Origin of the sequence: Pseudonocardia adelaidensis (assembly GCF_039543345.1) — a bacterium.
In the GTDB taxonomy this organism is placed as follows: domain Bacteria; phylum Actinomycetota; class Actinomycetes; order Mycobacteriales; family Pseudonocardiaceae; genus Pseudonocardia; species Pseudonocardia adelaidensis.
On the sequence record NZ_BAABJO010000018.1, the window covers coordinates 94,011 to 107,695 of the forward strand.

Genomic DNA, 13,685 nt, shown 5'->3' on the forward strand with positions numbered 1-13,685 from the left:
CCGAGGAGGACGGCAGCATGTCCGGTGAGCTGGAGCGATTCCGCATGGTCATCGGGGGGAAGGCCGCCGACGCCCGGTCGGGGCGCACCTTCGAGTCGCACAACCCCTACACCGGCAGGCCGTGGGCGATCGTCCCGGACGGGGGGCCGGACGACGTCGACGCCGCGGTGGCCGCCGCGCGCACCGCACTGGACGGGGAGTGGGGCGGGCTCACCGGGTTCGCCCGGGCCGCGCTCATGCGGCGGCTCGGGGACCTGGTCGGGGAGAACGCCGAACGGCTGGCCCGCCTGGAGGTCAACGACTCCGGCAAGCTGTACCGCGAGATGATCGGCCAGCTGAACGCGCTGGGCTCCTGGTACCACTACTTCGCCGGGCTGGCCGACAAGATCGAGGGCCGCCAGATCCCCTCGCCGAACCCGAACTACCTCGTCTACACGCGGCGGGAGCCGGTCGGCGTGGTCGCGGCGATCACGCCGTGGAACTCGCCGCTGCTGCTGATGACCTGGAAGCTCGCCCCGGCCCTTGCCGCGGGCTGCACCGTGGTGGTGAAGCCGTCGGAGCACTCGCCCGTCTCCACGCTCGGGTTCGCCGAGCTCGTCGAGCAGGCGGGCTTCCCGCCGGGCGTGGTCAACGTCGTCACGGGCCTGTCCCGGGACACCGGCGCCGCGCTGGCCGCCCACCCCGGCGTGGACAAGGTGGCGTTCACCGGCTCCACCGCCACCGGGCGCGCCGTCGCGAAGGCCGCCGCCGACAACATCAACAAGGTCACCCTCGAGCTGGGCGGCAAGTCCCCGCAGGTCGTGTTCCCCGACGCCGACCTCGCCGCGGCGGCCAACGGGATCGTGGCCGGCGTGTTCGCCGCGACCGGCCAGACCTGCATGGCGGGGTCCCGCCTGATCGTGCACGCCGACGTCCATGACGAGCTCGTGCGGCTGGTCGCCGAGCGGGCCGCGGCGATCAGGCTGGGCGACCCCAACGACCCCGGCACCGAGATGGGCCCGGTCGCCAACGCGCCGCAGTACGAGAAGGTCGTCGGCTACCTCGACACCGCCCGCTCCGAAGGGGCGACGGTGGCCTGCGGGGGCGGCCCGGCGGCCGCGCTCGGGGGGCTCTTCGTGCAGCCGACCGTCCTGACCGGCGTCACGCCCGGGTCCACCGTGTACCGGGAGGAGGTCTTCGGGCCCGTGCTCGCGGCCTTGACCTTCACCGACGAGGACGAGGCGATCGGGCTCGCCAACGACACCCCGTACGGCCTGGCGGGCGCGGTGTGGACCAAGGACGTCCACCGCGCCCACCGCGTCGCCGCCCGCATCAGGGCCGGCAGCGTGTGGATCAACGCGTACCGGGTCGTCGCCCCCAGCGTGCCGTTCGGCGGGTTCAAGAACTCCGGGCTCGGGCGGGAGAACGGGCTGCACGCGATCGACGAGTACCTCCAGGAGAAGGCCGTCTGGGTCGAGCTGACCGGCGGCACCCGCGACCCCTTCACGCTCGGCTAGCCGGATCGACACCGCACCGGCGCGGCATGCGCAGCAGCGGCGGCGTCCACCTGGCGCACCGCATCGCCGCGACCCCTTGACACGGACTGGTGACGGGGCGTGTTCTCGACGCGGACGCCGAGCTCGACCCCGGAGAGAGTCGCACCATGCCGCAGCACCTGTTCGAGCCCGACACCAGGACGTGGACCGGCCGGCTGCTGCGGCGCCGCCGGCTCAAGTTCCTCGCGGCCGTCGCCGCCCTGGCCATCGCCGTGCCGATCGGCGCGCAGGCCGTGGGCATGTTCCCGGCGCTGTCCGCCACGTTCGCGCCGCAGACCGTCGACCGGGGCCCGGCCCCGTTGCTGGCCGCGCTGGCCGACGTCTCCGAGTACCACGCCGCCACCGGCACGTTCCAGGTGCTCGTCGACATCGAACGCGACACCCCGCACGTCCCCGCCCTGATCAGCGGCGAACGCACCACGATGTTCGCCACCGGCCACGTCGACGCCCTGGTCGACCTGTCCGGTCTCGGGCCGGAGCAGGTGTCCGCCGGCGGCGATGCCGTGACCTTCACGCTGCCGGCGGCGAGGCTGGCGCCGGCCACCCTCGACCCGTCGGCGAGCCGCGTCGTCGGGCGGGAACGGGGCATCGTCGAGCGGATCGCGGGCGCGATCCAGAACGACCCCGTCGACGACGAAGAGCTCTACCAGCTGGCGTCCCGGAAGCTGGACGAGACGGCCCGGCAGAGCGACCTCCTCACCCGTGCCGAGACCAACACCCGCGACATGCTGACGTCGCTGGCGCGCTCGCTCGGGTACGACCGGGTCACGGTGACCTTCACCGATCCGAGCTGACACCCGAGGAGGGGCGATGGCGAGGCGCGACATCGCGTTCGACGCCGAAGGCGTCACGTTGCGCGGGTGGTTCTACCCGGCCGAAGGTGCCTCGGGGCGCCGCCCCACGGTCGTGATGGCCCACGGGTTCTCGGCGGTGAAGGAGATGTACCTCGACGCGTTCGCCGAGGTCTTCGCGGCCGGCGGGGTGAATGCGCTGGTCTTCGACAACCGCGGCTTCGGCGCCAGCGACGGCGAACCGCGCCAGGAGATCGACCCGTGGCAGCAGGTGCGCGACTACCGCCACGCGATCACCTACGCCGGCACCTTGGGCGATGTCGACGGCACGCGCATCGGCGTGTGGGGCTCGAGCTACTCGGGCGGTCACGTGCTCGTCGTCGGGGCGATCGACCGGCGGGTGAAGGCCGTCGCCGCCCAGGTACCCCTGGTGAGCGGGTCGGCGAACGTCGCCGAACTGGTGCGCTCCGACTTCCGCGCGGGCTTCCGGGAGCAGTTCGACGCCGACCGCGTGGCGCGCTTCGCCGGTGACCCGCCCGCGATGGTGCCCGTCGTGGCGGAGGACCCGCTCGCAGCTTCCGCCCTGCCGACGCCGGACTCGTGGGCCTGGTTCACCGAAACCGGCAAGACCCGCGCACCGTCGTGGCGGAACGAGGTGACCCTGCGCACCGTCGAGATGCTCGGCGAGTACGAACCCGCAACGTACATCGGGCGGGTCTCACCGACACCCCTGCTGCTCGTCGTCGCCAGGGAGGACCACCTCACGCCCGCCCACCTCGCGATCAACGCCTACGAGCAGGCGCGCGAGCCCAAGAAGCTGGTGATCCTGCCCGGCGGCCACTTCGACGCCTACACGAAGGGGTTCGACGCAGCGAGCGGCGCGGCCCGCGACTGGTTCGTCGAGCACCTCGCCGCGGCGACCTGACCACGCTCGGGGACGGCCTCGCGCTCTGCATGTTGCGCACCGACGGCGCGGTGGACGTGCACGCCTTCGGCGGCGGGGTCGGCGCGGTCCTGCCCCTCCCGTGAGCGCTCATGCCCGGCCGGCGCCGTCACCGCAGCGCACCGGCACGCGAACCCGCGGCCGCCGCAGCACCACGAACGCGACGGCACCGGCGGCGGTCACCGCGGCCAGCACGAGGAAGGCGGCCGGGTACCCGCCCGTCCCGCCGGCGATGCCGGTGACGAGGAGGGGCCCGACCACCAGCCCGATCGAGACGAACCCCGCCGACCACCCCATGATCGTGCCGAACGAGCCGACGCCGAAGTAGTCCGCGCGCATCGCGGTCATCACCGGCCCGCGCAGCCCCCAGGCGATGCCGTGGACGGTGGCCGCCGCCAGGAGGAGCCAGAAGCCGGACACCGTCGCGAACGCGACCAGCACGCCGGTCTGCACGACCATGCACGCGGCGGCGAGCCTGCGCTTGTCCAGGCGATCGGCGACGATGCCGGTGACGACCTGGCCGAGCAGCTGTGCCGTCGACATCACCGCGACCGCGAGGCCCGCGGTCGCGAGCGGGATGCCGTTGTGGTGGGTCATCAACGGCACCAGGTGCAGGTTCACGGCGCTCACCGCGACCAGCGCCGTGCCGTGCCCCGCCACGAGCAGCCAGAACGCCGGAGTGCGCAGGGCGCTGCCCAGGTCGTGGTCGCTGCCCCGGTCGCTCGGCCCGTCGCGCGGCGCGGCCTTCGCGACGGGGCGGGGGCGCCGATCGGTGGGGAGGGCCGAGCCCGCCACGAGGCCCACCGCCAGTATCACCCCGGCGACGCCGAGGAAGGTGGCGCGCCAGCCGGCTCCGGCCAGCGCCCACGTCACGAGCGGCACGGCCAGCCCACCGAGTGCGATGCCCGTCGGGAGCAACCCCAGTGCCAGCGTGCGCCGCGCGGTCATCGTCTGCACCACCGCCACGGTCAGCGGCGTGATGCCCGCCGCCGAACAGCCGAGGGCGATCACGACCACCGCCCCGACGAAGTGGGGCGCGTCGGTGACGACGGCGGCGATGGCGAAACCGGCCGCCGTGACGACCGTTCCGGCCCTGGCAACCGCACGCACCCCCACCCGGTCGCAGATCCACCCGGTGAGCGGCGAGAGGAACCCGTTGCCGAGCTGGACGATCGCGTACCCGAGCGCGACCACTCCCGCCGACCAGCCCGTGTCCGCCGTGATCACCACGAGGTACGCGCCGAAGGCGCTGATGATCAGGCCGTTCTGCAGGGTGAGCAGGATCGACCCGCCCACCACCACCCACCAACCGCTCCGTGTCGAGGGTCGCAGGCTCACGGGGCGGTCGGCGCCGGAGCGGCCGCCGCCCCGAACTGCCGGCGCGCCCATCCGAGGTCGGCCTTACCGGTGTTGAGCCGCTGCACCTCGGGCACCACGGCGATCCGGCGCGGCTTCTTGTAGCCGGCCAGGCGGGTACCGACGAACGCCGCGAGCTCGTCGGGGTCGGCGGCGGCCCCGCGCTCGAGCGACACCACCGCGGCCACGACGTTGCCCCAGCGCGGGTCGGGCACCCCGAGCACGGTGGCGTCGCGGACGGCCGGGTGGGTGCGCAGCACGAGCTCCACCTCGTCGGTGAACACCTTCTCGCCACCGGTGTTGACCACGGTGCTGCCCCGGCCGAGCAGCCGCAGCCGCCCGTCCGCCTCGAGCGTGGCCAGGTCGCCCGGCATCGTGTACCGCACGCCGTCGATGTCGCGGAAGGCGCTCGCGGTCTGCTCCTCGTCGCCCTCGTAGCCCGCCTCGGGCACGACCGGCGCGGCGAGCACCCCGATCGTTCCCGAGCCGGGCACGACGTCGTGGCCGTCGTCGTCGAGGAGGCGGGCGCCGGGCGCCAGCTCGAAGGTGCCGGCCTCGTCGTCGATCCCCGTGGCGAGCGAGGCCCGCGTGGTCTCGGACCGGGCGAACACCCCGCCTTCCGTCGACGCGACGGTGTCGCTCAGGGTGAGGTCGGCGTGGGCGAGCAGCCTGCGCTTCACGCCGGGGGTCCACGCGGCGCCGATGCTGCGGACCCGGCGCAGGGAGTCGATCCCGAGCGGCCGGCCCGCCGCGGCCCGCTCGTCGAGGGCGTCGAGCAGGCGCAGCCCGAAGGCGTCGCCCACGATCACCAGGTCGGTGACGCGGTGCCGCTCGATCGCCGCCAACAGTGCGTCACCCGTGACGCGCCGCCCGGTCAGGAGCACCACCGGCGCGCCGACGGACAGCGCGCCGAGCGCGGAGTAGAGCCCCGTGCCGTGCATCAGCGGCGACGCGGGCAGCTGCACCATCCCACGGGGCCCGTGCGGGTCGATGTCGAGCGCCTGGTGCAGCGCCTCCACCGGGTCGATGCCGGCGAGCCCCAGCGTCGCGAACCCGCCGGAGCGGACCGACCGCAGCCGCTCCGTGTGGCTCCCGAGCACGGCCTTCGGGTGCCCGGTGGTGCCGCCGGTGAACAACCGCCACTCGGTGTCCCCCCGCGGGCGGCGGGGGTGCCGGTCGGCGACGGCGACCGAGGCCCCGAAGCCGCCCGCGGGATCGATCCGGACCAGCAGGTCGCAGCCGGGCACGGCCGCGGCGGCCTCCGCCACGACGCCGGCGAGGTCGTCGTCGACGATCACGGCCCTGGCCCCGGAGATCTCCAGCAGGTACCGCACCTCGGCGGCCCGGTACCGGTAGTTGACGTTCACCGGCGCGGCCATCAGCTTGAACAGCGCGTGCAGCGCGATCAGGTGCTCCGGCGAGTTCCGCGCGTCCACCCCCACCCGGTCGCCCGCGCGGATGCCCCGGGCGGCCAGGTACCCGGCGAGCCGGTCGGCCTGCTCGTCGAACTGCGCCCAGGTCAGCTCCCGCTCACCCGCGGCGATCGCCACCCGCCGCGGCACGAGGTCGGCGATGTGCTCGAAGTGCGAGGCGAAGTTGTCCTCCAGCCCGATGTTCATGCCTGGCCGTCCTCCGGGTCCTTCTCCAACCCGAACAGCCGCGCCGCGTTGTGCAGCATGATGTCGGGCTTCACGCTGTCGCGGATCTCCGTCTTCTCCAGGTCCGCCATCCAGCGCTCCGGCGTGAACAGCGGGAAGTCGGTCCCGAACATCACCTTCTTGCGCAGCAGCGTGTTCGCGTACTGCACGAGCTGCGGCGGGAAGTACTTCGGCGACCAGCCCGACAGCTCGATGTACACCTGCGCCTTGTGCGTGGCCACGGCGAGTGCCTCGTCCTGCCACGGGAACGACGGGTGCGCCATGATGATCGGCATGTCCGGGAAGTCGACGGCCACGTCGTCGAGGGCCAGCGGGTTGGAGTACTTCAGGCGCACCCCGCCGCCGCCCCGGGTGCCGGCGCCCACGCCGTTCTGCCCGGTGTGGAACAGCGCGGGCAGGCCGTGCTCGGCGAGCACCTCGTAGATCGGGAACGCGACCGGGTCGTTCGGGAAGACCTCCTGGACGCTCGGGTGGAACTTGAAGCCGCGGAACCCGTGGTCCTCGATCAACCGCCGCGCGATCTTCGCGCCCGCCTTGCCACGCGCGGGGTGCACGCTGGCGAACGGGATGATCACGTCCGGGTGCTCGGCGGCGATCTCGCCGATCTCCTCGTTGGTCGGGGCGTGCTCGGCGCGGTCGCCGAGCGTGTCGACCGTGAACGCCACGGCCGCCATGCGCCGCTCCCGGTAGAACGCGGCGAGCTGGTGCAGGTCCATGCCGAGCACGTCCGACTTGAAGTGCGCCTTCATCTGCGCCATGCGCTCGGCGCCCGCCTCGGATTGCGCGGCCTTCGTCGAGAAGTGGACGTGGGTGTGCACGTCGATCGCGACGAGATCGGCCGCCACCAGCTCGGGCGGGTTCGTGCCCGTCATCGCTCCCCTCCCGCGACGGCGGCGACGACGGTCGCTCTACCGCGGTCGATCACCACGGTGCCGTCCTCGGTGCGGGTGCGGTGCAGGATCCGCCCGCCGCCCTCGTCCCAGATGTCCACGGTCAGGGCCTGCCCCGGGGTGACGGTTGCGCTGAACCGCCCGTACACGCCCGTGAGGCGGGCCGGGTCGCCGCCCGCGACCGCGTGCAGCAGCGCCCGCCCGGTGACGCCGTAGGTGCAGAGTCCGTGCAGGATCGGCTTGCCGAACCCGGCCCGCGCCGCGAACGCCGGGTCGGAGTGCAGCGGGTTGCGGTCCCCGGACAGCCGGTAGAGCAGCGCCTGTTCGGGGCGGGTCTCGTACCGCACGCTGTGGTCGGGTGCGCGGTCGGGCGCGGCCCAGTCGTCGCGCGGGCCGCGGTCTCCCCCGAAGCCGCCCTCGCCGCGGATGAACACGGCGCTGCGGTTGGTGGCGAGCGGCTGGCCCGTGTCCGGCCCCGCCGCGAGCACCGCGGTCGACTCGGTGACGACCAGGGCACCCTTGCCCTTGTCGTACACGCCCGCCACCCGGGACGTCGCCGTGACCGTGCCCTCGACCGGCACCGGGCGGTGCAGGGTGATCTCCTGTTCCGCGTGCACCAGCATCGCCCGGTCGAACGTGCCGAACGGGGGCGGCGGCGCCTGCGACAGGAGCACCGCGAACGTCGGCAGCACCTGCTGCGGCACGCCTGCGGAGTTCTCGGTGGTGAAGGCGAGCTCCTGGGTCGGCTCCCCCAGCCCCGCGCCGACGCCCACCGCGTAGAGCAGGGCGTCGGTGGAGGTCCAGGTCCGGGAACGCGGCTCACCGTGGCGGCCGACGGCTCCGGGGTCGATCGGCATCAGGCTCCTTCGGGCTCGAGGATGGGGTGGTGGCAGGCGGCGAACCGGCCGGGCTTCACCTCGCGCATCTCGGGCACCTCGGCGGCACAGCGCTCGTCGGCGAGCGGGCATCGCGTGCGGAAGCGGCAGCCGCTGGGCGGGTTGATCGGCGAGGGCATCTCGCCGCGCCCCCGGTCGGCCTTCGCCCCCGCCTCCGTCGACGGGGCCTCGATCGACGGGATCGACGAGACGAGCAGCCGCGTGTACGGGTGCACCGGGTCGTCGAACAGCGCGGTGGTCTCCCCCAGCTCGCAGATCCGGCCGAGGTACATCACCGCGACCCGGTCGCTGATGTTGCGCACCACCCCGAGGTCGTGGGCGATGAACACCAGCGTGAGCCCGTAGCGGCGCTTCATGTCCTCGAGCAGGTTGAGGATCTGCGCCTGCACCGAGACGTCCAGGGCCGACACCGGCTCGTCGCAGATCAGCACCTCGGGTTCGAGCACCAGCGCCCGCGCGATCGACACGCGCTGGCACTGCCCACCGGAGAACTGGTGCGGCCGCCGGTCGGCCACCTGCTCCGGGTCGAGCCCGACCGCGGAGAGCACCTCGGGCACGACCCGGGCCCGGTCGGCGGCGCGGCCCCACACCACCAGCGGGTCGCCGACGATGTCCGGGATCCGCCGCCGCGGGTTCAGGGACGAGATCGGATCCTGGAAGATCATCTGCAGCTTGGGCCGCAGCTCCCGCAGCTCACGGTGCGTGAGCGTGGTGAGGTCGCGGCCCTCGAACTCCACCGACCCGCTCGTCGGCCTGGGCAACTGCATGATCGCCCGGCCGGTGGTCGACTTGCCGCACCCGGACTCGCCGACCAGCCCGATCGTCTCGCCCCTGCGGACCTCGAGGTCGATCCCGGAGACGGCGTGCACGGTCTGCCCGCCGCCCACCGGGAACTCGACGACGAGGTCCGTCAACCGGAGGACGACGTCGTTGTCCTCGGACGCGGCGGGCGCGCCCGCCGCGTGCGGCCCCCGCTCGGTGCGCGCCGCCGTCACCGGTCGAGCCATGTCGTCGCGAAGAACATGTCCCTGGTCAGATAGCGCACCACGCCCTTGACCTCCGGTTTCGCAATCGTGGACAGGTAACCCCTGCTGTAGTAGGCGACCGGGATGTCCTGGTTGGTCTTCAGGCCGACCTGCTGGTAGAGCCGGGTCCGCTCGGCGTCGTCGGTGGTGGCGGCGGCCTTGTCGAGCAGCGCGTCGACCTCCGGGTTGGAGTAGCCGCCGTAGTTGGCGTTGCCGCCGGTGTGCATCAGGTTCAGCACGCCGGGGTAGGGGACGTCGGTCGGGCCGCCCACCCAGCCCGCGATCTGGAAGTCGTGGCTCTGCACGACGCTCGAGGAGTACTGGGCGAGGTCGAAGAACTGCGGCTGGATCGTGATCCCGATCTCGGCCATCTGCGCCTGCAGGAACTCGGCGAACTGGACGCGGTTGGGCGCGTTCGTCGTCTTGTACTGCACGGTGGCGCTGCCGCCCTGGGCTACGTACTCCTGCACCAGTTGGCGCGCCCGCTCGGGGTCGTAGGCGGGCCACGCCGCCTCGGCCTCAGGCGTCGAGTACCCGCTGTCGGCGCCGAACCAGTTCGACGCGCGCGCCATCTGGCCGCGGAACTGGGTGGCCGCGAGCGCGTCGAGGTTGATGCCCCGGACCACGGCCTCCCGCATGCGCTTGTCGTCGAACGGTGCCTTCGTGTGGTTGAAGTAGATGTACTCCGCGCCGTTGCCGGGCCCGTAGTACACCTTCAGGTTCGGGTTCTGCAGCCCGCGCAGCAGTTCCGTGTGGTAGCCGCCGAAGATCAGGTCGACGTCGCCGTTCTCGATCGACGCGTAGCGCGTCTCGGTGTCGGGCAGCGGCCGGAACTGCAGCGCGTCGAGGTAGGGCATGCCCTGCTGCCAGTAGTGCGGGTTCCGGGTGAGCACCATGCGGGAGTCGCGCACCCACTCGGACAGCACGAACGGGCCGGCGCCGACGGGGTGCATGCCGATCTCGTCGCCGTACTGCTCCAACGCCGCAGGCGAGACGATCGCGCCCAGGCTGCCGTTCGTGGGGGTCAGCGCGAACGCCGAGGGGAACGAGCCGAACGGGCCCGACAGCGTGAACTCGACGGTCCGCGGGTCCACCGCGCGCATCGAGGCGATCCGCTGCGCGTAGAGGTGGCCCGGCGAGGACGCCTTGTCGACGTGCCGCTGCACGTTGGTGATCACCGCCTGCGCGTCCAGCGGTGTGCCGTCGGAGAACACGACGCCGTCGCGCAGGCCCATGCGCCAGGTCACGCCGCCGTCGGTGGTCTGCATCGACTCGGCGAGGTAGGGCTGGGGATCGCCCTTGTCGTCGAGCTTCAGCAGCGAGTCGTAGACGGCGAGCGCGGCCTGGTTCGTGTTCTGCACGGCGGGGTCGAAGGAGATCGCCTCCCGGTCCGTGCCCATCATCAGCGTGCCGCCACGGCGCGGCGTGCCCTCGGCGGCGAGGTCACCGCCGCGCGCATTGACCGCGCTGATGCCGTCGGTGCCCGCCGGCACCGTCGCGGCGGGCGTGACGTTGCCGCAGGCGGCGAGCACCGTGAGCCCGAACAGCAGCGCCACCACCCGCCGCAGTCGTCGGCGGGTGCCGGGGGACGAGCGCCGTTGCTCGTACGCGTTCATGCGAGGACCACCTCTTCGGTCAGCGGAGTGCCTGCGGCGCTCTCGCCTCGCTCGATGTTGCGGGCCCTGGCCTCCGCCCAGGCCGGGCTGCCCACGGGGAACCAGCACCGGTACCGGTGCTCGGCGGAACCCGCATCCCGCAGCGGCGGCTCCTCGGTGAGGCACTTGTCCTGGGCCACCGGGCAGCGCGGGCTGAACTTGCACCCCGTGGGCGGGTCGATCAGGTCCGGTGGACGGCCCGGGATCACCGAGAGCCGGGTGTGGTTCGGCCCCGCGAGCGGCGGCACCGCGTTCATGAGGGCCTCGGTGTAGGGCATCTTCGGATCGGCGAAGAGCACCGGCGTCGGCGCCGTCTCCACGATCCGGCCCGCGTACATCACGGCGATGCGGTCCGAGCGGCTGCGCACCACCCGCAGGTCGTGCGTGACCAGCAGCATCGCCATGCCGAGGCGGGACTGCAGATCGGCGAGCAGGTCGAGGATCTGGGCCTGCACCGTGACGTCGAGCGCCGTGGTCGGCTCGTCGGCGAGCAGGAGCCGCGGGTTGCACGAGAGCGCGATCGCGATCGTGACGCGCTGGCGCATGCCGCCCGACAGCTCGTGCGGGTACTGGCGCACCCGCCGCTCCGGCTCCGAGAGCCCCACCGAGCGCAGGAGCTCGACGGCCCGGTCCCGCGCCTCCTGCTTGGTCACGCGCTCGTGCTGGACGATCGTCTCCGTGAGCTGCTCACCGATGCGCTTCACGGGGTTCAGCGACGTCATCGGGTCCTGGAGGATCAGCGCGATCTCCGCGCCCCAGAACCGGGACAGCTCCTTGCCCGAGAGCTCGGTGAGGGCCGTGCCGTCGAACGTGACGGTGCCCTCGACCTCGGTGCCGCGCCCGCCGGAGACGAGCCCCATGACGCGGCGGGTGAACACGGTCTTGCCCGAACCGCTCTCGCCGACGACGGCGAGGACCTCCCCCTCCTCGAGCCGCAGCGAGACGCCGTCGACCGCGTGCACCACACCCTTCTTGGTGTGGAAGCGCACGACGACGTCCTCGACGGTCAGCAAGTCAGTCACAGGTTGCTCTCCTTGACCTCGAACTGCTTGCGGATCCGCTCGCCGATGTAGTTGATCGACAGCACCGTGAGGAACATGACCGCGGCCGGGAACAGCGAGATGTGCGGGTAGTTCAGGAGCTCCTGGCGGCCGCCGGCGATCATCCCGCCCCAGCTGGGCGTGGGCGGCGGGATGCCGAGCCCCAGGAAGGACAGCGAGCCCTCCACGACGATGAAGACGCCGATCATGATGAAGCCGTACGCCGCGACGGGGAGGACGACGTTCGGCGCGATCTCGCGGGCGATGATCCGGATCGGGCTGCACCCGTACGCGCGGGCGGCGAGCACGAACTCCCGCTGAGCCACCACGAGGGTGGCCGCGCGGGCCAGCCGGATGAACGTCGGCACCGACAGGATCGCGAGGCCGATGATCAGGTGGGTCAGGCTGGACCCGAGGATCGCGACGATCGCGATGATGAACACCAGCCCCGGGAACGCCAGCACCACGTCGGTGACCAGCGCGAGCGCCCGTTCGGTGCGGCCGCCGAAGTAGCCCGCGAGCATCCCGAGGAAGCCCCCGACGAGCGCACCGAGCCCGACGGCGCAGATGCCGACGAGCAGCGACGCCCGCGCCCCGTAGACCACGCGGGAGAACGTGTCGCGGCCGAGGGTGTCCCCGCCCAGCCAGTGCTGCGGGGTGATGCCCGAGAACACGGCCGTGTAGTCGGGGACCGCCGGGTCCCACAGCGGCAGCAGCGGCGCGAACACGGCCGCCAGCACGACCGCGCCGAGCCAGGTCCACGCCACGTACCAGCCGAACGGGGTGCGCTCGGCGCGGCGCCTGCCGGTCCGGCTCTTCGGGGCAGCGCTCTCGGGCACCACCTGCCCCGTCATCACGTGTTCAGGCATCTCTGCGCACCCGTGGGTCGAGGGCCAGGTAGAGGAGGTCGATCAGCATGTTGATCACGACGTAGGCGACGGCGACGAAGAGCAGCGCGCCCTGCAGGATCATGTAGTCGCGGTTGAACACCGCCTGCACGATGAGCTGCCCGAGCCCCGGGATCGCGAAGAGCGTCTCGACGATCACCGTGCCGCCGAGCAGCCGGCCGATGTTCACCCCGGAGAGCGTGATCAGGGAGAACGACGAGGGCCGCAGCGCGTGGCGGAAGAGGATGCGCGCCGGGCGCAGCCCCTTCGACCGGGCCATGAGGATGAAGTCCTCCTGCAGCGTCGACACCATGTCCGAGCGCAGGAGTTGTCGGTAGACCGCCGCCTCGGCGATCATGAGCGTCAGGCAGGGCAGGACGATCGACTGCAGGTTGGCCAGTGGGTTCTCGAAGAACCCCGTGTAGCCGGTGGCGGGCAGGATGCTCGACACGCCGCCCGCGAAGAGCACGATCAGCACCATGCCGAACACGAAGTTCGGCATGGCGGCGGCGCCGAACCCGAGCGTCATCGACGTCCGGTCGACCAGCCCGCCGGGCCGGTACGCGGAGTAGACGGCGAGCGGCACCGCCACCACCAGCGCCAGCAGCTGGGCGATGATCGTGATCTCGAAGGTGACGGGGATGCGCTGGGCGAGCGCCTCGACCACGGGCTGGCCGGTCCGGAACGAGCGGCCGAGGTCGCCGGTGACCACGCCGCCGAGCCAGTCGACGTAGCGCACGAGCACCGGCCGGTCGAGCTGCAGCTCCGTGCGGACCTGCTGCACCTGCTCGGGGGTCGCGTTGTCGCCGGCCACCACGACGGCCGCGTCGCCGGGCAGCAGGTCGACGACGATGAACGACAGGAACGTGACGGCGAGCAGCACGAGCAGCAGGTGCGTGAGCCGCTTGCGGACGCGGCGCACCGCGGCCTTCCGCGCCCCGCCGCGGCGCGCGACGGGACCCGCGGCCGTGACCTGCGGTGTCGCACTCAGCGTGTCGGCCATCGCGCA

At 72.6% G+C, this 13,685-nt stretch carries 12 protein-coding genes; 3 read left to right on the forward strand and 9 right to left on the reverse strand.

The window, feature by feature from the left end:
• Positions 1–17: 17 nt before the first annotated feature.
• The 3 genes from ABEA81_RS23485 (at position 18) to ABEA81_RS23495 (ending at position 3,251) form a co-directional block, all read left to right on the forward strand.
• Positions 18–1,496, forward strand: a complete 1,479-nt coding sequence (locus ABEA81_RS23485; RefSeq protein WP_345607524.1) for an aldehyde dehydrogenase — start codon at positions 18–20, stop codon at positions 1,494–1,496.
• Positions 1,497–1,642: 146 nt separating this feature from the next.
• Positions 1,643–2,329, forward strand: a complete 687-nt coding sequence (locus ABEA81_RS23490) for a DUF4230 domain-containing protein (RefSeq protein ID WP_345607460.1) — start codon at positions 1,643–1,645, stop codon at positions 2,327–2,329.
• Between the two features lie 16 nt (positions 2,330–2,345).
• On the forward strand, positions 2,346–3,251 hold the full coding sequence (locus ABEA81_RS23495) for an alpha/beta hydrolase (RefSeq protein WP_345607461.1): 906 nt from the start codon (positions 2,346–2,348) through the stop codon (positions 3,249–3,251).
• Positions 3,252–3,359: 108 nt separating this feature from the next.
• Here the strand turns inward: ABEA81_RS23495 and ABEA81_RS23500 are convergent, their stop codons facing one another.
• The 9 genes from ABEA81_RS23500 to ABEA81_RS23540 are packed head-to-tail and all read right to left on the reverse strand — an operon-like array spanning position 3,360 to position 13,679.
• On the reverse strand, positions 3,360–4,565 hold the full coding sequence (locus ABEA81_RS23500) for an MFS transporter (protein WP_345607462.1): 1,206 nt from the start codon (positions 4,563–4,565) through the stop codon (positions 3,360–3,362).
• 38 nt (positions 4,566–4,603) lie between these two features.
• The gene (locus ABEA81_RS23505; protein WP_345607463.1) at positions 4,604–6,244 is read right to left on the reverse strand and encodes an AMP-binding protein; all 1,641 of its coding nucleotides are present in this window, start codon (positions 6,242–6,244) and stop codon (positions 4,604–4,606) included.
• Positions 6,241–7,155, reverse strand: coding sequence for an amidohydrolase family protein (locus ABEA81_RS23510; protein ID WP_345607464.1), 915 nt, complete (start codon positions 7,153–7,155; stop codon positions 6,241–6,243). The genes ABEA81_RS23505 and ABEA81_RS23510 overlap by 4 nt, the downstream gene beginning before the upstream one ends.
• Positions 7,152–8,030 carry a MaoC/PaaZ C-terminal domain-containing protein gene (locus ABEA81_RS23515; RefSeq protein ID WP_345607465.1) on the reverse strand — a complete coding sequence of 293 codons (879 nt, stop codon included), beginning with the start codon at positions 8,028–8,030 and terminating at the stop codon, positions 7,152–7,154. The genes ABEA81_RS23510 and ABEA81_RS23515 overlap by 4 nt, the downstream gene beginning before the upstream one ends.
• Positions 8,030–9,076: an ABC transporter ATP-binding protein gene (locus ABEA81_RS23520; RefSeq protein WP_345607466.1), complete on the reverse strand. Its 1,047-nt coding sequence runs from the start codon at positions 9,074–9,076 to the stop codon at positions 8,030–8,032. The genes ABEA81_RS23515 and ABEA81_RS23520 overlap by 1 nt, the downstream gene beginning before the upstream one ends.
• On the reverse strand, positions 9,061–10,710 hold the full coding sequence (locus tag ABEA81_RS23525) for an ABC transporter substrate-binding protein (protein WP_345607467.1): 1,650 nt from the start codon (positions 10,708–10,710) through the stop codon (positions 9,061–9,063). Before ABEA81_RS23525 ends, ABEA81_RS23520 begins: the two co-directional genes overlap by 16 nt.
• Positions 10,707–11,771, reverse strand: coding sequence for an ABC transporter ATP-binding protein (locus ABEA81_RS23530; RefSeq protein WP_345607468.1), 1,065 nt, complete (start codon positions 11,769–11,771; stop codon positions 10,707–10,709). Before ABEA81_RS23530 ends, ABEA81_RS23525 begins: the two co-directional genes overlap by 4 nt.
• Complete coding sequence (locus tag ABEA81_RS23535) at positions 11,768–12,658, reverse strand: ABC transporter permease (RefSeq protein WP_345607469.1); 891 nt, start codon at positions 12,656–12,658, stop codon at positions 11,768–11,770. The genes ABEA81_RS23530 and ABEA81_RS23535 overlap by 4 nt, the downstream gene beginning before the upstream one ends.
• Complete coding sequence (locus ABEA81_RS23540) at positions 12,651–13,679, reverse strand: ABC transporter permease (RefSeq protein ID WP_345607470.1); 1,029 nt, start codon at positions 13,677–13,679, stop codon at positions 12,651–12,653. Before ABEA81_RS23540 ends, ABEA81_RS23535 begins: the two co-directional genes overlap by 8 nt.
• Positions 13,680–13,685: the final 6 nt, after the last annotated feature.

Excerpts from the sequence above, each read along its gene's own strand:
- ABEA81_RS23515 (WP_345607465.1), bottom strand. The coding sequence starts at position 8,030 with ATGCCGATCGACCCCGGAGCCGTCGGCCGCCACGGTGAGCCGCGTTCC.
- ABEA81_RS23495 (WP_345607461.1), top strand. The coding sequence starts at position 2,346 with ATGGCGAGGCGCGACATCGCGTTCGACGCCGAAGGCGTCACGTTGCGC.
- ABEA81_RS23520 (WP_345607466.1), bottom strand. The coding sequence starts at position 9,076 with ATGGCTCGACCGGTGACGGCGGCGCGCACCGAGCGGGGGCCGCACGCG.
- ABEA81_RS23540 (WP_345607470.1), bottom strand. The coding sequence starts at position 13,679 with ATGGCCGACACGCTGAGTGCGACACCGCAGGTCACGGCCGCGGGTCCC.
- ABEA81_RS23535 (WP_345607469.1), bottom strand. The coding sequence starts at position 12,658 with ATGCCTGAACACGTGATGACGGGGCAGGTGGTGCCCGAGAGCGCTGCC.
- ABEA81_RS23510 (WP_345607464.1), bottom strand. The coding sequence starts at position 7,155 with ATGACGGGCACGAACCCGCCCGAGCTGGTGGCGGCCGATCTCGTCGCG.
- ABEA81_RS23490 (WP_345607460.1), top strand. The coding sequence starts at position 1,643 with ATGCCGCAGCACCTGTTCGAGCCCGACACCAGGACGTGGACCGGCCGG.
- ABEA81_RS23505 (WP_345607463.1), bottom strand. The coding sequence starts at position 6,244 with ATGAACATCGGGCTGGAGGACAACTTCGCCTCGCACTTCGAGCACATC.
- ABEA81_RS23485 (WP_345607524.1), top strand. The coding sequence starts at position 18 with ATGTCCGGTGAGCTGGAGCGATTCCGCATGGTCATCGGGGGGAAGGCC.
- ABEA81_RS23525 (WP_345607467.1), bottom strand. The coding sequence starts at position 10,710 with ATGAACGCGTACGAGCAACGGCGCTCGTCCCCCGGCACCCGCCGACGA.